The organism is bacterium, assembly GCA_026416715.1.
Taxonomy (GTDB): domain Bacteria; phylum UBP4; class UBA4092; order JAOAEQ01; family JAOAEQ01; genus JAOAEQ01.
The window spans coordinates 81,133-104,304 of the sequence record JAOAEQ010000008.1 but is presented as its reverse complement, the minus strand read 5'-3'; the positions used below and the strand labels follow the sequence as shown (position 1 = coordinate 104,304).

The 23,172-nt window shown below is 40.9% G+C and carries 14 protein-coding genes; 1 reads left to right on the top strand and 13 read right to left on the bottom strand.

Annotated features, from left to right (window positions below; genetic code table 11):
• Positions 1-58 precede the first annotated feature (58 nt).
• The 9 genes from N3A72_05025 to N3A72_04985 all read right to left on the bottom strand — a co-directional run bounded on the left by N3A72_05025 (position 59) and on the right by N3A72_04985 (position 16,343).
• Positions 59-778, bottom strand: coding sequence for an ABC transporter ATP-binding protein (locus tag N3A72_05025; protein MCX7918964.1), 720 nt, complete (start codon positions 776-778; stop codon positions 59-61).
• 151 nt (positions 779-929) lie between these two features.
• Positions 930-1,895 (bottom strand): ChbG/HpnK family deacetylase, encoded by a 966-nt coding sequence (locus N3A72_05020; GenBank protein ID MCX7918963.1) that lies wholly within the window; start codon positions 1,893-1,895, stop codon positions 930-932.
• A gap of 531 nt (positions 1,896-2,426) precedes the next feature.
• Positions 2,427-4,325 (bottom strand): O-antigen ligase family protein, encoded by a 1,899-nt coding sequence (locus N3A72_05015; GenBank protein ID MCX7918962.1) that lies wholly within the window; start codon positions 4,323-4,325, stop codon positions 2,427-2,429.
• A complete protein-coding gene (locus tag N3A72_05010) occupies positions 4,318-4,782 on the bottom strand; it encodes a Mut7-C RNAse domain-containing protein (protein ID MCX7918961.1) in 465 nt (154 codons plus the stop codon). The genes N3A72_05015 and N3A72_05010 overlap by 8 nt, the downstream gene beginning before the upstream one ends.
• Before the next feature lie 111 nt (positions 4,783-4,893).
• Positions 4,894-9,558 carry a translocation/assembly module TamB domain-containing protein gene (locus tag N3A72_05005; GenBank protein ID MCX7918960.1) on the bottom strand — a complete coding sequence of 1,555 codons (4,665 nt, stop codon included), beginning with the start codon at positions 9,556-9,558 and terminating at the stop codon, positions 4,894-4,896.
• Between the two features lie 776 nt (positions 9,559-10,334).
• Positions 10,335-11,738: a discoidin domain-containing protein gene (locus tag N3A72_05000; protein ID MCX7918959.1), complete on the bottom strand. Its 1,404-nt coding sequence runs from the start codon at positions 11,736-11,738 to the stop codon at positions 10,335-10,337.
• A 157-nt stretch (positions 11,739-11,895) separates the two neighbouring features.
• Positions 11,896-13,062, bottom strand: coding sequence for a glycosyltransferase family 4 protein (locus N3A72_04995; GenBank protein MCX7918958.1), 1,167 nt, complete (start codon positions 13,060-13,062; stop codon positions 11,896-11,898).
• Between the two features lie 3 nt (positions 13,063-13,065).
• Positions 13,066-14,616, bottom strand: coding sequence for a DUF2079 domain-containing protein (locus N3A72_04990; protein ID MCX7918957.1), 1,551 nt, complete (start codon positions 14,614-14,616; stop codon positions 13,066-13,068).
• A gap of 95 nt (positions 14,617-14,711) precedes the next feature.
• Entirely contained in the window at positions 14,712-16,343 is a 1,632-nt protein-coding gene (locus tag N3A72_04985; GenBank protein ID MCX7918956.1) for a glycosyltransferase family 39 protein, read from the bottom strand.
• 159 nt (positions 16,344-16,502) lie between these two features.
• Here N3A72_04985 and N3A72_04980 point away from each other — a divergent pair, with 159 nt between their 5' ends.
• On the top strand, positions 16,503-17,723 hold the full coding sequence (locus tag N3A72_04980) for a DUF401 family protein (protein ID MCX7918955.1): 1,221 nt from the start codon (positions 16,503-16,505) through the stop codon (positions 17,721-17,723).
• Positions 17,724-17,979: 256 nt separating this feature from the next.
• On the opposite strand, the gene N3A72_04975 is transcribed toward N3A72_04980, so the two are convergent.
• The 4 genes from N3A72_04975 to N3A72_04960 form a co-directional block, all read right to left on the bottom strand.
• On the bottom strand, positions 17,980-18,465 hold the full coding sequence (locus N3A72_04975) for a type II secretion system protein GspG (protein MCX7918954.1): 486 nt from the start codon (positions 18,463-18,465) through the stop codon (positions 17,980-17,982).
• Positions 18,466-18,564: 99 nt separating this feature from the next.
• Positions 18,565-20,286, bottom strand: coding sequence for a single-stranded-DNA-specific exonuclease RecJ (recJ, locus tag N3A72_04970; protein ID MCX7918953.1), 1,722 nt, complete (start codon positions 20,284-20,286; stop codon positions 18,565-18,567).
• A 291-nt stretch (positions 20,287-20,577) separates the two neighbouring features.
• A complete protein-coding gene (locus tag N3A72_04965; protein ID MCX7918952.1) occupies positions 20,578-21,558 on the bottom strand; it encodes a peptidylprolyl isomerase in 981 nt (326 codons plus the stop codon).
• Positions 21,559-21,712: 154 nt separating this feature from the next.
• Complete coding sequence (locus tag N3A72_04960; GenBank protein ID MCX7918951.1) at positions 21,713-23,131, bottom strand: sigma-54 dependent transcriptional regulator; 1,419 nt, start codon at positions 23,129-23,131, stop codon at positions 21,713-21,715.
• Positions 23,132-23,172 lie beyond the last annotated feature (41 nt).

The following is a 23,172-nucleotide window of genomic DNA, read 5'->3' as shown; positions in this document are numbered from 1 at the left end:
AAGTCCATTAAAAATAAATGCTGGAAAGTATATTGCGGTAAGACAAAGGTATCTAATCTTACAAACTTTTTATTTCTTTGGCTATAATCCGGTCTTTTTCTTGTATCGGATGGTCAAACTGAATTTTACCGTCTTTAACGAAGATGATACGTTTGGCATGCTGCGCAATATCATGCTCGTGAGTAACTAGAACAATAGTTCTCCCCATTTCGTTAATTTTTTGAAATAGCGCCATAATTTGTTCGCCAGTTTTTGTATCCAAGTTACCGGTTGGTTCATCCGCAAGAATCAGTTTCGGGTCGTTCGCGAGCGCACGCGCAATCGCTGCCCGTTGACTTTCTCCGCCGGATAGTTTGGTGGAAACATGATTCAGCCGATGGCCTAATCCGACAGCATCAAGCAACTCTTTCGCTTTTTTAGTTCGTATCCGACGCGATACTCCGGCATAAATCAATGGCATCTCTACATTCTCAAGCACGGTCAACTGCGGTAATAGATTATGAAACTGGAATACGAACCCAATTTGCGTATTTCTAATTCGAGATAACGCTTTATCATCCAACTCGCTAACTTTAATTCCATCGAGTTGATATTCCCCTTGAGACGGTTTATCTAAACAGCCAAGAATATGCATTAAGGTTGATTTCCCGCTACCGGAAGGGCCCATAATTGCAATAAATTCACCCGATTTAATTTGGATATCAACTCCGCGCAACGCTAAAACTTCGGTCTGATCGAACCGATAAGTTTTATGGAGATTCGTCGCAGAAATTAGCATAGAATAGAAGATAAAAGCTCGAGTCGAAATATATAGGAATTGTTATATAAGACGATTCACTCAGTTCACAGGTTGCTTTTATTATAAAACCAAACTAACTCCCAAATTTTGAAATCCAGAATTTTGTGGTGATATTTGAATTTCGGATTTACTATTTTACCGGTCGAATGGTCGTATCTTGCATCACGGTTTCGTAGGTATCAGAAGTGAACGGACGTTTCATTGTATCCAGTCCTTCTTTAATCAGTTCATTATATCCGATAAGTTGAATCCCTTTCTTTTGAAGTGCTTGTTTGAACTGCGCATTGCAGAGCATATCCGCTTCCGCCTGCCGATGGACAGACATATTTTTTAAACCGAACGGATGAACATCTGTCATCGCTTGCATCTCCGGAGTATCCGTTCCGATATGACAGACCAAGAGATAGGTTCCAGCGGTGGTCATCGCATCAAGGAGTTTTAATCCTTCCGCTAATTTCTGTTCCGGCGGAAACGAATATACGTTCCCGATATCTATCTCTCCGAAATATCGCGAGATCCCGATCCTATATTCCTTTGCGAGTTTCTCCATCTCTTGTTGGAATTCAAGCGTTGATATCGCTGTGCCCATATGATTATCGATATACGAGATTTTCAAACCTTTTCGGAGCGCAAAATCAAGTTGCGCCCGGATTTCTTTCGCTACTTCACCTACTTTCGGTTTATGTGCCATAAATTCTTTCCGGGTGCTATAGAATTTCCCGAATTCATTTACCAGAGTCGGAACCTGGTCATAGGGAAGAATCGGTCCCCATTTATATTCTTTCCATTCGCTATTGAGCGTTAAATGGACACCAACGCTGATTTCCGGATGCTGGTTCAGGATTTCAACCGCTTCATCTATCCAGGGAGTGGTAACCATAACTGAAGCCGCAGTAACCATTCCCTGTTCTGCAACCCGTCTAAATGCCATATTTACCCCGTGACAGAGTCCGATATCATCGCAACGGATAATCAGCCTGGTTCTAGGTTTTTCAACTATGGATGTCATATTGTTGAGTTCTCCTTTAGTCATAGTTACTTCAAATAGAACACCAGATAAAATACTTAAAATTAATAAAAACGAAATAATTCGCATAAGTTTTTTTAACTCCATATTTACGATGGCGCTACAGCGCACGGTTGATATCCCTTTAGGGTTAATTTATGTCCGGCCAAAGACAAATCTAACTCTCGGCGACAGTGATTAGCCCTGCTAAGGACAATTGAGTTTTGCCCAGCTTGGAATGCTCGGAAATTGGGTCGGGTAAACCTTTCGTCCTGTTCGGTACCGCTCAATCAATACCTGAATCGATAACAGTAAGTCTTCTCTAGCGGGACTAATGTGCCAGTAGTTAACCCTTGCATCTTCAACCATGTACATGAAGGGATTAAATACCATCATTCCTTCGGGATTGACCTTCACTTATTTGGCACCAGGGATTTTCGCATCGGCTGCGAATATATGTCGGGGTCGAAATAAAACAACCTCCGAATTGCTAACTATTATTATTAAATAAAATCCTAAATTTAGCAAATGCTGGTTCAATTAAATCTAACATCCAAATTTCATAAATAATCAAAATAACTCCACTAAATTCAAATCGCTAAATACTTAGAGATTGGGTGTTCAATCATTGTTTTTCAGTTCAGTTGCTTTCAGATGCGCTTCATGAGATAAATCAAGCTTTCCAAGTTTTAGATATACATACGATAATCGCTCCCAATATTCCGGATTATCCGGCTGTCGTTCCGTTAAAGGTTTAAAACAGGTTAATGCATCCTGATATCGTTCTGCTAATTGATATGCGACTCCAAGTTCATAAAGTAGATATTTATCGTTCCGTTGTTTTCGAGCGGATTCAAATTCGGTTATCGCTAAAGTAATCTGCCCGCCGTAGTCTCGACCGCGAAGATAGAGCTCGCCAAGATGATAATGCGCATCCGCATGGTTATCCCACTTTGTGGCAGCAATAAATGCAGCTACCGCTTGCGGTTCATTCTGGATTTTTAACGCATCTTTCCCGATACGGAAATAGATATCGGCGATGAACGGACGAACCGCCCAGAATGATAAAAGGATAAATAAGATTGAACTTAGAAGATAGAAGCTAGTAGATAGGGAAAAGCTGATACTTTCAAATTGTGGTCGGGGTTTTGATGTGCTACTATCGAGGATTGGAGATTGATTGCTAAGATTCAAAATAATCTCCGGAATCGCAAGATAGAAGATAAACACCATAGCGGTTGTCGGTAGATGAAGCGGATAACTCATTAATCCATAGATGAGCAGTGCGGTAAACCCACCGATTCCCCCAAGTAAAGAGGCAGACAATAGACAGTCGTTAGTATTTAGAGATTCATTGGTTTTAGGGTTACGAGATAACATTTCAGTCTGCTTAAAGAGTATTCTCCAAACAGAAAAATAGAAGCTAGTAATCAGTAAAAGTAAGATTATAACTCCAGGTAGCCCGAGTTCTGCCCAAGTATGAAGGATCTCATTATGCGCTGCATTCGTATATTCGCCGGAATATGGTTTCATTCGCGGATTCGTTAAAATCTGGGGGGCGATGTAATCAAGATAGCGATAAGTAAAATTGCCGGCGCCGGTTCCAAAGAACGGCTGGGCTTTGATAAGTTCCCAAGTGTTCGACCAGATAACGAATCGGGTATTCCCGCCCTCTTTCCAGCGAGCGGATTTAAATGCTTGGGTAAAAATAGATTCGCCGCGACCATTGAATGGAATCGGTAATGAATAGAACGCAGTAATCCCAGCAAAAATAAGTATTAGCCAGAGCCAACGACGAATATCCTGAAACCAACCTTGTTGTTTCCGATGATAAAACATATATCCGAGAACCAGAGTCATCCCGAGAATCAAACCTGCATTTGCTCCAACTGAAAACGTGATAATTAACGCCGCGTAAATCAAGGATAAGCTGATGAACAAAAAAACTTTCCGTTTCGTTTCAGTAACACCAGCATAGTAAACAAAGCCGAGCGGAAATATCGAAACGAGAAATCCGGCGACATAATCGGAATTACCCAGCCCGGCAACCAAATATCCGCGCCAGTCAGGTAGTCTTGGTAACACTCGGAATAATGGTATTCGGTAATCTTGCAGTATCGTCCAAATAGCGGTTACTAATCCAGAAACAAGTAAACTATACCCAATTTTTTCGAGCTGTTTTTCGGTTCGGATTAGCCAAATAAAAATGAAATACAGCAAAACTAAAAAGACCCATTTCTGGATTTCTTTCGCAGCTAACTGGATGCTTGATGCATAACTAAGCGAGATAATATTGAGAACAAGAAAGACCACTAAGCAGTAAGCAATCAGCGATAAGTGCACATTTAAGATCTGATGTTTAAGATTTCTGATTGATAAAAATAAGATTAGGATAATGCCGAAATATAATAAGGTAAATTTTGGAATAAGATAGGAATCCTCAGCAAGCGGGAAAATAAATTGCGGGAGAAGGAATAATAATATCAGGAGAAGAGAAAATGATAATAACGGTTTATCCATGTAACATCGTATCTATTTTTTTTCGCATCAGATTTAAATGTGTTCCTGCCCAATAGAGGCGGTTGCAGCTCGGACAACGGCTGAATTTATCCTGCGTTTTGGCAACATAGAGCGGCAAACGATGGATGATTTCAGTTTTATTAACTGGAACTAACGGAGTATTACATTCCGCACATCGGGTGAAAATATATTGATTCGTGTTTAATTGAAATGCGGTAACTACTTCTCGAAACTGGTCGGCTAACCGTGTGCTTGAAATTAAGAAATGATTTTTCGCTGATTTCATTTTCGTAAAATGCCGATCCCGGGTTAAGATAATTCGTTGTTCTCGAATCGCTTGCGCCACAATAACCGCATCGCTGGTATGCTTGCGATATACCGTATCATATCCGAGGATACGTAACCAGCGAGCTAACCGACCAAGCATAGCATCTGCAATAAACTTCTTAGATTCCATCAAGTAATGATTACTCAGACTTCAATCTAATTCCAAGAATTTTTTCTTTGGATTTAAATTGAATATAATCGTTAGAATTTTCCGTTTTTACTCGGGCGTAATTGCTTACAATTATTTTGTTCTAAATTTCAGTTCCAAATCTACCGCACCGGTAGCCGTCTGGGTTAACGTATTTTGACCGGTAGACCCAATTAACGATAGATGTTTGCCGAGTTGCAGTTCAACCTGCGCTTTCGGGTCAGCATTTTTAGTTACTCCCATGCTATACGAAACCGTAACGCGTTTCCCTAAATCTTTTTCAACTTTAACCCGGGGTTCATTACTGGTCTCATAATCTACCCCTACCCGGTCTATGCCTACCGCACGAACCAACGGATTCCCAATAGTATTTAAAATTTCTTCACCAATATATCCTGCAGCTAATCCGTATGCAACGCGTTCACTGCCAGTTCCTGTTGCCGTGCGTAATTCTTCCGTGGTTTTTCCGGTAGCTAATAATGCCATAATATCAGATTGCTCTAATGGCGGGTCAGAAGTCAAGGTTATTTCATAATCCTGCAGCGTGCCGTAGAACCGAAGGTTAACATCCATCGTTCGGATTTTTCGTTGTGCAAATAAATCGAGTAATGGATTAAAACTATTCGATTCAAATGGTTTCGCTTCCGCTTTAACGATCTGGAATTTATATCCGCGGAAAAACACTGCGCCACCAACTGACCGAAATTCATATTCAACTTTCGGCTCATTCGCTGGTCCGGTAAGTTTAATCCATCCTTTGCCATCCACTTCGAGTAGATTTGTTTTAAGATGGAGTTTATCTTGGGCTCGAAACAGTAAATCTAACTCTAAGGGAGAAGCTTTAAAATTGGTCACGTGATTTGATTTCGGAATATTGACAGGAGATGGAGCGAACATAATCGGTCCGTTAATATCGGCTTTAGTAATCAGAAAATCGCCAGAAAAAATAGTGCCGGTAGTTGTTTTGCGCAATGATAACTGTGGATGATATACCGCTTGTAACCCGCGAAGAATAGGCCAAGTAACGTCTTGTCCTTGCAGCGTAAATACATAATTTTTTAACCGATATTCCGGCGTTAACTCGATTTCTCCTTGTAAAGTAAATGTTCCGGTTCCATCGGTAAATTTAGCGACCGGGACCAATACCCGATCATTCTGCCAGGTAATAATTACATCCTGCCCATTAACCAATGTCGGGCGAGACCCGAGTCCCCACGATTTCGCTTTTGAAACAATTTGGAATTGGTGAAAGATTGCGGTCGCAGTATGTTGTTTATAGTTCCCATTAAATTCTCCCTGCAAATAAACATCACCAGACTCCCAAAGCGGCGCTTGTTTCCCAGAAAACAGTAAACTCAAAAGATCGAGTTTTTTCCCAGTTAAAGTTAACGTAACCACTCCAGTTTGCAGATTGACCTTTCCTGTTGCGTGTGCACCGCCATCACTTAGATTCGCTTCAAATTGTGACATTTCTACTACTGGGTCTTTGAGGAGAATATTGGCGGTAGCGCGGTCAAACTGTTGGGTCCCGATATGAATCCGATCGCTGCTGAACGTTATTGTTCCCTGCATTGCATCTGATAGTTGTACATAAATCCGCGCCTGTTCCCAAAGAATCCGACCATATCCACCAGCGTCTGATTCGAGTTCGGCAAATAATACCGGCGCTTGTAACGTATTCGTCCAATGCAACGTAAACTGCGCTGCTCCTTTCGTTTTCGGCAACCATTGGGTTAAATCATCCGTATTACCTTTAGCGATTATATCAAGATGCTGGGTTCTATCGAACCAGCCGGTTAAACTCGCGGTAGTATGATTATGGGTTAAATTCGCGGACGTAATCAGCAATTTATCCCGACTGATTTCAACCGTTGCCGTAATCGAATCGATGTTGCGGTTCATAATTCGAACTTGGCTTAAACTCAGATTTCCTTTTCCCACAAAGGTCGTAACATCGAACTCAGACCCGGAAATATTCAAGCTAGCGTTAATCAGTCCGGTAGCATCGCGGAACCGGTCTGTTCCTGGAAGATAGCGAAGTAGGGTATTCGCTTGCATATTGCGAATCGTTGCTGAGAATTGGTAGCTAGATGGTTTCGTCATCCATTTAACCGTTCCCGTTAAATCAAATATACCATCACAACTTCTAAACCGGCTATTTGCCACTGTTAACTTTCCGGAATCGAGCTGGAGTTGCAACTGCAAATTTGTTATTGGAATTGAAGAAATAGTCCCATGCACCGCAGTAATTATTCCGTTGCCCTGAATTTGGTTGTTTTGATTTTCATTTGCCCAGCTAAATTCGGTTTTTATATTATCTAAACTTGCGATTAGGTCTTGAGTGGTGGGAGTGTTTCTTTTATAGTTAGTTTCAAACGCTTTGACTGCTCCTGCGATTAATTGGATGTTCCCGGATTTCCCACTGATTTTTCCGGAATAGGTTCCATCAACTACCGATACTTTTTGGTTAGATTTTGCTAGAATTAGGTCTAATGTCTGGCAATTCCCGGACAATAGTAGATTCAATTTTTTCCCGGAGATAGTTCCGGAACCGGTTAACTGAGCGGAGGCGAATTGCACCGGAAACCGTAGTACAGCAGCAATAAGCCGAAAATCTGCTCGTTGAGCAGTAATCAGGAAATGATAGTTCGGGTCTTGTCCAACACCGACGATATTCCCCTGGAGACGATATCCTGCTCCGGTGAGGTCAAGTTCAATCGATTTCTGTGCCATTTGATAACTCAGGGTACCAGTCAAGTCTGATATCGGCTGTCTATTCGCGGTTATTGAATATAGAAAGACTCTGCTGGAAATAACCGGAGCGGTAAATGGTCCAGTAATAGTTCCATCAAGGTTAAATTTACCAGCTATATTCGGTAATATTGCCTGTAGTTGCGAAACATCAGCAAGCGACATTGATTTCCCTGAAAACTGGAATGTGGTAAGTTTTTTGGTTAAATCAATGGTTCCGCTGCCGGCTAATTCTGAGTCACCGCGGGTTAACCGTGCAGAAATTATTTGGAGTTGGTTCCCTTCAAGAAATTTCAATTCCGCGTTCCCGTTTACATCCATTCCATCTCCCACTCGAAGTTTAGAGACTCGGACAATCATCTCATTTTCAGCCGTCATCTGACCGGAGAGCGAAGCAAATTGCAATCTCCCAACCGTTCCGTTATTTACAATAAATGTGCCGGTTATGCGCGGAACCGTTTTCACCGAACCGATTAACTCGAACTCTGCGGTTCCCTGACCAGAACATTCAGGGAGATTCGTCATCTGATTTAATAGCGATAAATTCAATGCGGTTACCTGAACTCGAAACCGATATTCGCTTGAGCTTGGTTTAAATAAGCCCGAACCAACCGCGGTTAATTCCGGTGTCTGAATTCGAGTTTCTTGCAGTGCAACATATCCGGTAGCTATACTGAACCGCGATTCAGCAACAGTAACTGTAATCTTCTTATATCTTCCATTCATCCAAGTTACTCGTCCGGTTCCGGTCCAAGTTTTCGGACTCGTTAAATTTCCCGTCATTTCCAATTCGCTATTGATACTTCCGGAAATTTTTGATTGCGCTTCGCGGGTAGCTGAACTCCGTACTTGGAATTTATCAAGCGCAATATTTTCCGCTTTTACCGCGAGCGAGAATTTATATTCCGATTGATTGTGCTGTAGGTCGTTCCTGCGTGTGGTCGTCGGTGTTTCCACTCTTTCGTTTTGGAGAGATACCGTTGCACTTGCTGTAACCGTCCCGCCGAACATTGAACATTTCACTCTATCGAACGTTATTATTCCAGTCGAGATACTAAACCGCATGTGGAATTCCGAAAACGGGATACTCGTATAACTGCCTTCTGGAATAAAGAGTTCCCCGGTTCCGGTAAGATTTTTTCCGCTTCCAATAATCGTAGCAAAACATTTAGCAGTTCCGGTTAATGGAATCGATTTGGAAACTGGGTGAAGTGCAACCAGATTTTGCAACGGAAGTTTGGTAGCGTTTAGTTCTAGATTAACTGTAGGTTCAGTAGAATTATAGCCAATGATAGTTCCGTTTGCTACCAGCTGGATATTCTTTCCAGTGACCCGTAGGTTCTGAACTACAACCTGTTTATCGTCTAGCCGCAGTGACCCGCGTAACTCTTGAATCGGAATGCCAGCAATAGTCCCGGAACATTTCCGAATCGCGAGATATAATTTGGGGTCGGTATAACTAATACTACCAGCGAAATTGAATTGTTCCAGCGCATAGGTTTTATCTCGATGATGTAATTCAACGGTAGCTGACTCGAGTTGAATCCAACGGAATTGAATTCTCGGTTTCATTCTCTCAGGAACTGCATGACGCGGTTGGGTGAACGTTTCGGTATATAGGATGAGTTTTGGTCGAATCAATTGTAAATGGGCAAATCCGAGATTTCCCTGGAATGCTTCCCAAAGGCTAAACCGAACCGAGACCTGCTCAGCAGTAAATAGATTTTTCAATGTTGATTGTTGCCCATTGATCGCTGAGGTTATCTGAACATTCCGAATTCGAACGCGCGAAAAAATATTTCCAGAAATTTCGCCTATTGAAACTTTCGCATGTAGATTTTTTTCTAGCTCAGCAATTAATTTCGATTTTAGATACCCACGAAACTCCGAGCTTTGTAATAAAATGCCACCTATTAGAAATACATAGCACCAGCCGAGCGCAAAACCTATTAACAGTTTATATCGTAATTTTAATTTGCGAATTTTATTGATCCTATGACGGAACATAGTTACGGTTAAATTCTAATACCCTTTGCTTCAACTTTACTCCCATGGTCTAATGTCGTTCTGAGAAGTTACAGTCAAGGCAACCCGTATTTACGATTATTATAACTGAAAACCACGAACCAAGTCGAGAAACAGTGCACCTTTAATTTCGGATTAAGTTGAGCTAATAATAGTTACGTTACCATTAAATTTCGGATAGAAATAGTATCATTGCAGATTCTACATTAGGACCAATGTATGGACTAAAGTCTAATTCTATTAAAGGTATAAAAATCCGCTTCATCAATAGAAAGGGTTGAACATAAAAGACAAATATTTCTTATGATAAAATTTAGGAATGATTAAAAAATTCAGATGTTGAATTCTCACCGCTGATGACGGATTTTTTCACGGGTAAAGTTAAGTCAAAAATTTCGACGGTGCGCGAAACACCGGTTCTAGACCTGTTAGGGTTGAAAGTCTATTAGCTCTAGTTCCAACGAGTGAGATTCGTTGAGCATAAAATGAAATGCCGGGTGAATGGTTACAGAAACAAGAGGGAGGTCCTTAGGAGGGTTGAATCCCGATTCTTGATACTCGATGTACGAAGGTTTATTCGTTCCCTACAGGTCTAGGATTCAGGCGTTCATACTTAAATAACTGAACCATCCGTTCTATAGGTAAATTCCACTAAATTTTGTATTAGGACTAAGTATGGATAAAGTCCAATTCTATTGATGAAACTTATTCTAATCATTATATCTTACCATAGGAGTTAGTCAGTCGGTTTAGTATGATTATTCCACTTGAAGAGTAAACGGAATCTCTTGGAATACTAAAGAACTTCGATTTTCTGGATTTAGGAGACTTATCCGCAGGATTTTTTGATAAAGTCCAGGACTAGCTGGTGATTTTGATTTCAATTGAAATGAGATGGTTCCAGATCCGCGCAGGTTCGAATACCCCGGGGTATGTTCTGTATCGAAATGAATCGTAGTATGATAATCATCCGCGCTTATCTCCAGAGAACGGCGTAGGTCCGCGTTGGTCCAGAACTCAGTTGCTTCCGGAAGGATACTCGCAGTAAATACTGCGGAATTTTCAGCGGTATATCGAACCGAACAGAATAGCGGATACCAGGTGGTAGTAGCAACAATAATTGTCGGTTTGGAAGTTAATAATGAAGTCGGACTAAGGAGCTGAACCTGATAATTGCGGATGCTCTCAGATGAATAAAGTTTGCGGTCTTTTGGCTGAAAGAGTTCTCGGGTCAAAATGCGCAGTTCGTAAACCCGGGCAATGTTATCTCGTTTACTTCCGTGGGTAATATAGAGTCGAACTTTTTGTGCGGTCAGTTCGGTAAAGGTAAATATTGGATTCTCAATTAGATTATTCTTTTTCCTCGTCCCGGGAATATCAATCCATTCTGTTCCGCTCCAGTATTGAAGCGAAAAATCGCGCAATAGATAATCGAACTGATGCGCTTCACCAGTATATAATTCGATGCGACTAAACGGTTTCATAGTTCCGAACTCAACTTCAAGCCAATGCGGATTAAAACTCGAATCGGAAACCCAGCGACTCGCTAGGTCAACACTATTCCCGTCAATAGCGTTTTCTGCCGGATACTCTACGAGTTGGCTATCTGTGGTAACTCGCGCGCCATTGAACGATAATGCAATATTTTGTTCAATCACTGCTGTTGATGAAATGCTCGCGGATCCGGGTTCTGATACTAACCGGAACAATTTTCTTCCAGTAATTCCTGCGATTGGCAAATTCGTTGAGGCTATCCGTCGCGCAATCGCAATCGTTTCGCTTTCTTTTCGAACCGGACCCAACCAAACTCGATAATACGGCGGGTCATCAACTATCTGCACCGAAGGATATCCAAGCGAATTCAGCGCAGATTGTATCGTTTCCGCTTCCTCATACCTAATTACGCTACCAACCTCTAGATACCAATTGAATATTGATTCAGATTCAGAACCATTCTGCTGAACAATTCGTAATACCATCGCCGGGTCTACCGTGAATGTTCCTCCTTTCCCTTTAATCAGTACCATTCCAGTTACGGTCTCACTGATCTCACCGTCAATCACTTTACCATTTTGGAGATAAACTAAATCTGCTCGGCTTATCGTACCTAACGCTAAACTAGCTAACGCAATTAGTATGATTATAACTATTGATCTTTCCATAGGACTTTTACTCAATGATAATTAATAAATTATATCACTTAATCTGTGAAAACCAAAGAGTTTAAAACCAATCCTTTCGTTTTCACCAATCCATCCTATTGATTCAAAAATTTCCAGTGCAGGATTTTAGAAAAGCTTGATGCCCGAGTTTTGAAAATTAAACTTTACTTCGAATAACGGTAGTATAAATTTCAATAATTCGTCGAGTTAATTCCCGCCAATCATAATAGGTTACCACAAACTCGCGAGCGTTTGTTCCCAGTTCTTCTCGTAACATTTGATTTTTCGCTAATCGGACTATCGCATTAGCTAATAGGGCTAACTTCTCGTCGGGCAGTGACAACGGTGCAGAATATGTTGAAGTTTCGGTATCAAATAAGTTGACCAGAATCCCGCGCTGGTTATCTCCAAGTAAATCCGGATATCCACCTACCGCACTTGCGATGACTGCCTTGCCCATAGCCATTGCTTCTAAACACGCGATACTGGTTGACTCTGCCCGAGATGGAAATACTACGATATCCGCATTTGATAAATAGTCAGGTAATTGTTCGTTTTCAATTTTTCCAAAAAATTTTACATACTGTTCTATCTCGAGAAGTTTGACTCGCTTGCGGATATACTCTTCTAATTCTCCGGTTCCAATAATATGAAATTCAATATCATCTATTTGATTCAATACCGCTGGTATCGCTTCGATAAGATATTGGACACCGTTTTTCGGAACCAGTCGTCGGGCGGTTAGCACAATTATTTTATTTCCTTTATTCTGCATTTTTCTCGGTGAAAATCGGCGCGTATCTACTCCGTTTGGAATAACGGTTATTTTATTCGATGGAACGTATTTCCGAGCCAACGATGCCATTTCATTACTAGTTGAGATAATATACGTAGCGAATTTTAATGATAGAAAGCGATATATCCACCCAAATCTCGACCGACGCGTAGACGAATCTAACGTACCAGCACCATGTAAAGTGACCACGACCGGTATATGGCGGAATTTCGAAACAAGGACAGATATGGCGGTTAAATAGGAGGTATAGTGGCAATGGAGAACATTTTTATCTTTCGAAAATTGATAGAGGTTTTTAACCGTTCTAAGTAGATAAGGAATATAAAGGAAATAGCGATACCGTTGATGGTTTGGCGATCGTGGATATCGATGAATCCGAATTTGGTCGTACTCTGACCAACCTTCAGTAATCGTGTAAATTTCAATTTGAATTCCCGCTGCTGTTAAAACTCGAGCTAAATTGGCTATATGTATTTCCGCACCACCGACTATTGGCAGATAAGAATCAGTGATAATGCCTACATTCATACATTACCTCCATTTTTCAAGCCTGTGTGCAATTGTCGTATCCGGATGTGCCATAACCCACAAATAGTAGTCATTGACCCGAAATGGTAATATTTTAATTGGAACCATACCGCACTGTATCGCCGTGTTGTATAGAGATTGTTCCCAAGGTAGTTTCGGTATAAATATTGAGTCGGATTCAGAAATCAGCACGAGGATGTCAGGGTTCTGTGCAAAAATTATCTTCGGATCACGGTTTCCAGTTAATGCTATTGCAGGGTTATTGAGCCCATAGGTATCTATGGTCCGCCACCGGGAATAATAAGGGACCGCGCCGGCATCCGCAATCGCTAGTGTCAGAGAAGTTGGGTTAGTCCGGTTTTCAAAGATGTAATCCGATTTTAGTTCAGCGAGTTTTTTGCCGAGCGTAATATGAGCGGTAGTTAATCCGCGTGCATAAGTTTGTTTGCGCTTAATTTCGGTAGGTAGTTCCGATAGAAAACCTAGTGAGATACATATACATAAACTGGATACAACTATATGCCAAACGGTTTGCTCCGAATTGATGGCTAGCGATAGATGCCGTTGCAACCAATTAGCGAAGATAACTACTCCTCTAGTCGCGATAATGAATATGAATGGTATTAACGGGAAAAAGTATCGCCAGTTAAATCCCATAATGTGTGATGGGACAGCAAAAAATACTAGTAATATTCCAGATGAAATAATTACTGGTAACAATTCCTTACGTAGTTTCGTTAATCCGATAAACAAAAAAATAGCAAAATGCAGAGTAAGATATTTTAACAAACCAAACCATGACCCTAACCCAGATACATATGGTGGTGCAGTCGTTTTGATATAAAACGGCAATGGAAATAATTGACCGTAATATGCCCATCGCCAGAGAAAATAGATTAGTCCAGGGAGAAGATAAAACAACAAACACTGCCTAATGAATAACCATCTTTTCAGGGTTGGCATAACAATGGTGATAGAACTTAACCCGGTGAGAACTAGTAGGTTGTTTTCCGGACGGGTTAATCCGGCAAAGAGTCCGATTAACGGCAAAATATAGGCAGGTTTGTCGGTCGGATATACGGTATTGAACATTAGCTGATAGAGAAATACGGTTATAAATAACGTAGATAACGCTGTTTCCATTCCTGAAATTGCATGCACTGCCGTTCCGGAAAAACAAACGAGCATAATTATTCCAAACATAGCGGGACGCTTTTTGTGGTCAGGTTCTGGCCAGATTACTATCAATCGAAAAAATCGATAGGTTATGGACAGATAAAGTATCGTAATAATTATCCCGGTTAGTTTAGAGAACAAGACCGTATCAATATTAAGCCAATGTGGGATAGTCATTAATAAGGTCCATAGCCAGCTGGTATATCCTTCAATATGCGGTTCGCCCGGATTCCAGGTCAACCCATTCCCAGCAGCGAAATTCGCGGCATATCGAAATGAGATAAACGCATCATCTGCGGTAAATTGCCAGAAAAAACATACCTGCATTAAAAAAATAATCGCTGATATTCCAAATACCATAGTTGGATATAATTTCATATTTAAAAACCCTCGCGCCTCGACTTCGACCGAGTTTATTGCATAGGTCAACCTTTTGGAGTTGGAGATTATTTTTCAGCTCAAAGTTGGGCTCACTAGCGAGTTATATCATAGATTCGAATCCAAGGACCACCACGGCGATATCCGGCAAAATTCCCATACGGAATGTAAAAGGCATCCTGCATATCAAATACTGCTCGTCCGAATCCGCTCAGTTCCGGTGTAACCGGCGCTATATTCGCAAGTAACCGTCCTGGCTGATATCCCTGTAAATAGTGCGGTGGAGTAGAATAGGGTAATGGATGGTAATCTATTACTAAAATCTCAACATTATATCCATAGATTAACTCGTCAATATACTTCGGTTGCACCCAATCTTTTTTGTTATCAGGCATTCCGATATAAACTAACTGATATTCAGTTTCATTTAATTGCGGTTTCCCCTGCCATCCGTCCATAGCAATTTTAGTCTGCGGTGGTATCGTCGCTTGAATCCATTCGCGGGCTAATGTCCGGGTGTCTTTTTGCTGTAGCAGATAATCAAAATAGCTAAGATTATATATTGAGCCGGAAAGAATAATAAGACTAACTAAAGTCGAGCTGCCATAATTCATAATCGGTTTTCGCAACGAGAACTCTGTAACCATTTCACTAATCCACCGCGCGGTTAATATGGCTATTAACGGCATTAATGGAATAAGATATCGAACAAAAACGGTCTTTCCGCTACTAATCCAAACATAATAACATATTGTTTGGATAACTAGGATATAATCGACTGCGGTTCGTTTCCAAAGTGCATAGGCAAGTCCGATACCTGCAGCCAATACATAGGGTAACCCTAATCCATGATATAGCGTAAATTTCAGATGATACCCCCATCCGAGACCTAAATCAATCCCCCGATGGCCATACCGTAAATTATGTACATTCGCCATAAAATCTGATTTGAACGTTGAAAAATCGAGTAGTGCAAATGGTGTTGAAATAATAAATGCTACCCCTGTCGCTAAAATCGCTATAGTTAAATAATAACTATACTTATTCCGTTTTTCTTTGTCGGAGATGCTCCGGTTTCTAATAACCAGATAATAACTGGTTAGTAATGCAACCAGAATCATTCCGGTATTATATTTTGTTCCGATAGCGAGACCAGCGAAGATACCGAACCAGAGAAAATTTTGTAAAACCGGCTTTCGAACAAGTCGGACTGCAAACCATAATGCTAACATAAAGAAGAACGTGCTCGGAACATCGGTTGTTCCAAAATGGGAATCGCGAACATGCAAATAAGTTAAAGATAACAAAAATGCGGAAAGTAGTCCGACCATTTGATTATACGCATCTTTCCCCAGTCGATATACCAGATATACCGTTGCAACGCTGAATATAACCGTAGTTAATCGCGCTAGGGTTACCATCGCGGTCGGCATTAATAAGGGTATTGACCAGAATTGATGCCAGCTAATATGTTGGAATAAATATAGTACAAAATAAGTTATACTATAGACAATAAACAACGTATAATAGTATAAACTCGGATATACAAAAACGTGCGGATTAAAATCACCGGTTGCTCCGAATCGAACCGCAGTCTGAATAATGTTTCGTTCATCTGGTCGGAAATCGTCCGGTAGTCCGTACTGCAAGCCAATCAGGCGAACAAATATCGCTAGCAGAAGAACTAGTAAAATCGGGAGACTCTTTTTATTTTCCTGGAATATCATAATATTTCACTATCAGATGAACAATTTCTGATATAATTTTTTTCATTATACCAATTATTGCTAAGGATTAACTAGGTGAGTATTGTAATTCGGGATTTGAGACCCGAGTAATTTAGTTTTTTCCTATCTACTTAGATCTCAAACTACGTATTTGTTTTTATGCTCTATCCTTTAATTAGTCTAATGGGTTGCCTAATTCTCATTATTATTTTAGTTCGGGTAAAGTGTGATTTAGGAATTGCTTTGCTCATCGGTACTGCAGTATTAGGAATGTCAGTTACCTTTTCATTTTTCAAAACCGGACTTGCAATTTGGCAAAGTATCATCGACAAAGATACGCTATATTTGATAGCGGTAATACTCTTAATCCAATTTTTCGGCGATTTATTGGAAAAGTTAGGGTATCTTGACCGATTCGTCTCTGGGCTTAAGAAACTTTTTGTCGATAACCGTCTAATTCTTGCAATAATCCCAGCAGTAGGCGGGTTGCTTCCCATGCCAGGCGGCGCTATGCTAACCGCACCAATGGTTGACACGGTTGCCCAGAATACAAATCTAACTCCGGAACAGAAAACGTTCTATAACTATTGGTTCCGTCACGTCTGGGAATATATTTTACCCTTATATCCCGGGGTGATATTAAGTAGCGTGATTTTCAAGGTGCCGGTACGTCAGATCATCTATAGTTTATTCCCGCTAACATTAAGTGCGATTACCACCGGATTAGTCTATATTTATGCAACGTCACATGCGGGGAAAAATATCGTTTCAACGGAACGAGAACGACTCGTAAGTATCAAATCTATTTTGCAAGGAGTATGGCCAATTCTCGTTATTGTCAGTAGTGTGCTCATATTCAAAGCAGATTTATTCACAACTCTTCTTCTAATTCTGCCGTTAGTCACCTTAATAAATCATGTTGGTCCAAAACTTGCTTGGGAAACCGCGCGAGAAACTGTTTCTTATTCAACAATAACATTAGTTTTCGGCGTTATGGCATTCAAATGGATGCTGGAAGTAACCGAAATTGTTAGCATTATTCCCGAATTTCTATCGCAACTAAACTTTATCCCACCAGCTATCATTTTTCTGGTACCCTTTATTATCGGATTAATTACTGGGGTTACGCAAGCATTCGTTGGGGTAGCGTTTCCGGTTGTACTTCCGTTTATGCTAACGCCGGAGTTGAATATGAACTATGTTATGCTTGGATACGCTGGTGGGTTTATCGGGGTTTTATTATCGCCCGTACATCTCTGTTTGATTTTAACCAACGAATATTTTAACGCAGATTTATTCAAAACGTACCGGCAAATGCTTATCCCGATTATTATCGTCACGCTTATTGCGATCATACTTGTCATCGTTCGTTCCTGGTAACGTATATATCATCTTTTTTGCTGTCGAAAAACAAGTTACATTTCCGAGGTTAAGCAAATATAATATGAGATACTGGAACCGTATGCAAGGTATATTCGCCGAAAACAATTGATATGTAGTCTTTACTCTACTAGGTAAAGAACGAACTCGCTATCCATTACTATAAATCAGAAATACCGAAAATTGATGAACTCGGCGATTCTAATTCAACCATAACCGTTACTAATTAACGATATACTATCACTTTGCTCATTATTTATCGGTTAATTTCAATTTCCTGGTCGTCAGAAGTACCGAACGCTTTATCCGGTCCCGCCGTTATGATATAGAACTTATTATTCACTAATTTCGATTGATATTTTGTTCCCCACGGGTCGTTTAACCCTGAAGAACCTGATAAACTCCCGGTTTGCTGGAGCTCGTCAAGATTATTCGGCATTCGGTTAAATCGGCTTTGAAATTCAAATACCGCATTGCGAATTACCGCAAGTTCTGCATCGGAAATTTTCGTTTTCGCGCGCTGCAGAGCCCCAACCTGAGTTGCGCCGGTTAATCCGTCCGCTGCTTGATCAATCGCAATACCGAACCCAGCCGCTGCTTGTTCTGGTGGCCGCGTTGGTGCTGGTGTATATTCTCTAATCAGATTCGAAATAATCAGTTTTCCTGGTTCCCAGAAGAAGTAAACCACCCCGCAGAGTATCCCAAGAAAAACAAGCCAACCAAAAATTTTTTTTAATGTCATCTTTTCCCCTCCCTTTATTGGTTGATTTTCCTATTGCCTATATAAACTGAACAGAATTACTCAGTTGTTTTCTTTGACCTTCGGTGTCCATTGATCATTCTATTGGGATGGCCGAATATCTTTAATTACTAATTCAATTGTTTCTGTTCCCTGATAGGAATGCAGTCGTGGCGTAAAAACGATATCGTATGTTTCCCCATAGGTTATCGGAACTGAATCCGGTTCGTGATCTACATAACGATACATCATTCCCGTACAGGAGATATTCTCCGGACTACGAATACGGAATTTAAGATGTTTCTCCTTCATTAATTTAGGTTCATCGCTTATGGTTGCGTGACGAACTAAAAATGTTGGTTCCGGATACCCCATTCCGAATGGTTCTAGTCGCGGCAGCTCTTCTTTCAGGAATTTGAATGATAATTCCGCAAGATTTACTTCTGCATCTATTGCAAGCGGTGATATCAGTTCGAGTTTAGCCATTCGTTGATTTGCTACCGTATAAAACTGTTCGCAAAATAGATTCAAGTTCGCAGGATCAACAGCAATACCTGCTGCTTTTGCGTGCCCACCGTAATTTGTCAGCGAATCACAGCACCGTAACGCGGAAATCAAATCGAAGCCATCAATGCTACGAACCGAACCTGACCAGCGAACTCCATCAAATCCTAACAACGCTACTGGCCGCTGATATTTTTCCGCAATCTTGCCGGCGACGACCCCCAAAATACCTTGATGCCAAGATTCATTCCATAACACTATCGCTCGATTTCGAATTAAATCTGTTTCCGAAAGAATTTTTTCTTCAGCTCTAGTGAACAGTTCGGATTCAAGTTGACGCCGATCGCGGTTTAACTCATCCACTTTGTGGGCAAGTTCATTTGCTTGTTCCGGACTATCGCTAAGTAATAAACGCAATGCCGTATCAGAATGTGCTATTCGCCCGGCTGCATTTAATCGCGGCCCTAGACTAAACGCTACCTGCGACGCGGAAATGTGTTTATTTCCTAATCTCGAAATAGCTAATAATGCTCGTAGACCCGGGCGGGTTGTTCGTTGCAACTGCTGAATTCCGAATTTGGTTAATAACCGATTTTCGCCTACTAACGAAACAACATCACAAATGGTACCAATAGCAACTAAGTCTAATGCATCTATTAATTCGAATTTCGCTAGTTCCCGCCGGTGCTCAACCATTGCAGAGATCGCTTGCGCGAATTTATACGCTACACCAACACCCGCTAATTCGCGATATCGTTCTGGAGTATCCGGCGCTTGAGTATGGAGAATAGCCGTCGCCCTCGGCAGAACGTCGATGCCGATATGGTGATCGGTAATAATTAAATCTATATGTAATTGTTTCGCTAATTCGGCTTCCTCAAGTGCGGTAATTCCACAATCTACGGTTATAATCAAATTGATATTATCTCGTTTTGCCTTTTCAACTGCTGTTGTATTCAGTCCGTATCCTTCTTCAATCCGATGGGGAATATAGTAGTATACTCGGTCAGTATATTTGCGTAAACAAGAATATAATAGCGCAGTGCCGGTTAATCCATCCGCGTCATAGTCACCGTAGATTAGGATAGGAGTTTTTTGGGAAATGGCTTGAATTACTCGATGCACCGCACGGTCCATCTGTGGAAACATAAATGGATCGTGTAGAAGGTCAAACGATGGCATAAGTTCTTCAGTAACAGATTCCGGAACCACAATGTTGCGATTCACTAATAGCAGGGCAAGCAATCGTGACATCCCGGTTCGTTCGACAAGATTATGAACCGTATTGGTATCGGGTTTTGCTAAAATCCATTTTCTCATAAACAACTAATTACAGTATTTTGCAAAATGAATCTTTTGTTTCGTATGTCCACCCTTGCAAGTCATCAGGAGATTTAGGGTCAGAGCCCCAGGAACTTCTATGCATCCGTTCTCCTGAGTTTCAGCTCAGGGCAACTGACACCGGTGAAGAAACTAGACCCTATTTCAAGATAAAAAGAATTAGAATATGTTTCAGCAATAGAATCGGACTTTTTTCTATACTTGCTCCGAATATAATCCAGGATTATGCAGAATAACCGTTTTTATAACCAGATTATTTCCGGAAGCGTATTATGGTAAATTTTCTGGAAATAATTCGATTGAATATTGGGTACGCAATTCAGCTAGATACTGGTTAAATCGTGCGGTAACTCGTTCGCGAGTTAACTCAGTTCGAATCTGATCACGCACCTCCCAAAAACTTTTTCCACGCGCAGCAACTTTCCCTTCAACTTTAAGAATATAATAGCCGTATTTCGTCTCAATCACATCACTAATTTCTCCGATATCAAGTGAAAACGCAATATTGCAGACTTCTGGTGCTTTTTCCAGCATCTCACGAGTAACGTACCCAGCATCACCGCCTCGAGCCGCATTCTCGCTATCCGAGAAGGTTTTAGCTATATCTTCAAACGCTGACCCGAGTTTGAGTTTCATCAACGCTAGTTTTGCTTTTGCCAATTTTTCTCCTTTTTCTTCAGCGGTTGCGGTTGTCGGAACTTTAATAAAAATTGTCCGCAATCGAACTTTTTCTGGTGAAATATAACGAGCTGAATTTAAGGTATATACCAGTTTAACTTCTTCATCGGTAACGGTAACGTGTGAATATACATGACGCAAAAGAAGTTGACGGATGCGAAGGTCATCTGCGAGATATTCCCGATATTCTTTAAGAGAAAAACCTTTTTTTCGTAAAGACTTAATAAACTCTGATTCGGTCGGATAATTTGCTTTTTCGACGGTGATCATTTGTTCAATTAGTTGCGGATCAACAGTAATTCTTTCTTTTTTCGCTTGTAAAAATAATAGATGTCGGTCAACGAGCTGGTTTAATACTTCCCGTTTTTCCTGCTGAGATTCTGCAGTTGTCGCCGTAGATAATTCCGGTCGCTCCTGGTCTTCCCATTCTTTGATAAAATCCTGAACGGTGATTGTGTCCTGGTCAATTCGCGCAACGATATTCCCTGCACATAAAGCGCACGTACTCAAGAACAAAAAAAACATGCTTACTATTCCAAACCTTGGAAATTGTTTGTTAATTCGATAGTTCATTTCTTTTCCTCTCCTTAATTTTCAAAAATTCGAATTGATGATGTCTTTTTGTATCGCGAACTCGGTGTATCGAGAAATCATTGATACGCTACTGTGCTGAATATACTTATATTGGTGGCTTACTCAGATATATATTCCGAATTTCTAACCCCAATCACTGAAATTCTTCCGGGTTAATTTTATACCGGTTTAATTTTTCATAAAAATTTTTTCGATGCATCCCAACCGACTCTGCTGCTCGTGATATGTTTCCATGGCAAGCGCGTAACGCTGCGGTAAAAAATTGCCGTTCGAACGACGCCAGAACCTTCCGCTTGGCTTCCTGATAATTTGTTATTTGGATTCCGATATCTTGTTCCGGCGATGGAAAAACTTCTGCCGAAGCAATTTTGCGACCCGGCATTTCTTCCGCACCGAGGTAAAAATCCGCTGGTTCTAACTGTTCCTTCTGACATAAAACCACAGCGCGCTCGATTAAATTCTCTAATTCACGAACATTTCCCGGAAATGAATGGAACTTTAGCAATTTGATTACTTCCGGCGAAATTCGACTGATTTTTTTCCCTGTTTTTTCACAGAATTTCCGTAGAAAATATTCCGCTAGTAACGGTATATCTTCCCGTCGTTCACGTAACGGTGGAATATGAATTGGAACAATATTTAAACGAAAATATAAATCTTCACGAAACGTTCCCCGATTAACCAATTCTCGCAGCGGACGATTGGTTGCGGCAATAACTCGCACATCAACCTTTTTCGGCATAGTTCCTCCTACGGGTTCAAACTCTCGTTCCTGCAGAACGCGTAATAATTTCGATTGCAATGCTAAACTCATATCGCCTATCTCATCGAGAAAAATGGTGCTTTTATCCGCAAGTTCGAATTTGCCAGGACGAGTTGAGATGGCATCGGTAAACGCACCGCGTATATGACCGAATAGTTCACTTTCCAACAACGTATCTGGTATCGCAACGCAATTCACTTTTATCATTGGCATTCCGGCACGTGGACTTGATTCATGAATAGCTCGAGCTACTAGTTCCTTCCCGGTCCCACTTTCGCCGGTAATTAAAACGGTACTCGACGTCGGAGCAACCCGGCGGATAAGCTCAAATACCTGCTGCATTGCCGGACTCGTTCCGATAATTTGTTTAAACGGATGCTGCTGGTTAATTTCCTGCCGTAAATATTGATTCTCAATAAGCAGCCGCCGCCATTGAATTGCTTTCGCTACAGTTAACTCAACAGTATCGAGTTTATCAAATGGTTTAAGTAAATAATCGAATGCCCCTTCACGCAAAGCGGTAATTGCAGATTCTACCGTGGCAAATGCTGTCATCAAAATCACGGGAATAGTTACATCAATCTCTTTAATCGTTTTCAATAAATCTAAACCATTCATTCCTGGCATGCGAATATCCGATACGACTAAATCTACAGTGGTCTGTTTTAATACCACAAGTGCTTGTTCTGCGTTGTGGGCAATCTTAACTTCGTATCCTTTTTGTTCTAAAGCCATTTGCAGAACTTCGCAAAGTCGAATTTCATCATCAATAATCAAAATCGTAAACATATTTTTTTACCGGAAGCAAGATTTATGATCAAAAGAGATGC

Coding starts and splice junctions, on each gene's coding strand:
- N3A72_05025 (MCX7918964.1), bottom strand. CDS start 778: ATGCTAATTTCTGCGACGAATCTCCATAAAACTTATCGGTTCGATCAG.
- N3A72_05020 (MCX7918963.1), bottom strand. CDS start 1,895: ATGCGAATTATTTCGTTTTTATTAATTTTAAGTATTTTATCTGGTGTT.
- N3A72_05015 (MCX7918962.1), bottom strand. CDS start 4,325: ATGGATAAACCGTTATTATCATTTTCTCTTCTCCTGATATTATTATTC.
- N3A72_05010 (MCX7918961.1), bottom strand. CDS start 4,782: ATGGAATCTAAGAAGTTTATTGCAGATGCTATGCTTGGTCGGTTAGCT.
- N3A72_05005 (MCX7918960.1), bottom strand. CDS start 9,558: ATGTTCCGTCATAGGATCAATAAAATTCGCAAATTAAAATTACGATAT.
- N3A72_05000 (MCX7918959.1), bottom strand. CDS start 11,738: ATGGAAAGATCAATAGTTATAATCATACTAATTGCGTTAGCTAGTTTA.
- N3A72_04995 (MCX7918958.1), bottom strand. CDS start 13,062: ATGAATGTAGGCATTATCACTGATTCTTATCTGCCAATAGTCGGTGGT.
- N3A72_04990 (MCX7918957.1), bottom strand. CDS start 14,616: ATGAAATTATATCCAACTATGGTATTTGGAATATCAGCGATTATTTTT.
- N3A72_04985 (MCX7918956.1), bottom strand. CDS start 16,343: ATGATATTCCAGGAAAATAAAAAGAGTCTCCCGATTTTACTAGTTCTT.
- N3A72_04980 (MCX7918955.1), top strand. CDS start 16,503: ATGCTCTATCCTTTAATTAGTCTAATGGGTTGCCTAATTCTCATTATT.
- N3A72_04975 (MCX7918954.1), bottom strand. CDS start 18,465: ATGACATTAAAAAAAATTTTTGGTTGGCTTGTTTTTCTTGGGATACTC.
- recJ (MCX7918953.1), bottom strand. CDS start 20,286: ATGAGAAAATGGATTTTAGCAAAACCCGATACCAATACGGTTCATAAT.
- N3A72_04965 (MCX7918952.1), bottom strand. CDS start 21,558: ATGAACTATCGAATTAACAAACAATTTCCAAGGTTTGGAATAGTAAGC.
- N3A72_04960 (MCX7918951.1), bottom strand. CDS start 23,131: ATGTTTACGATTTTGATTATTGATGATGAAATTCGACTTTGCGAAGTT.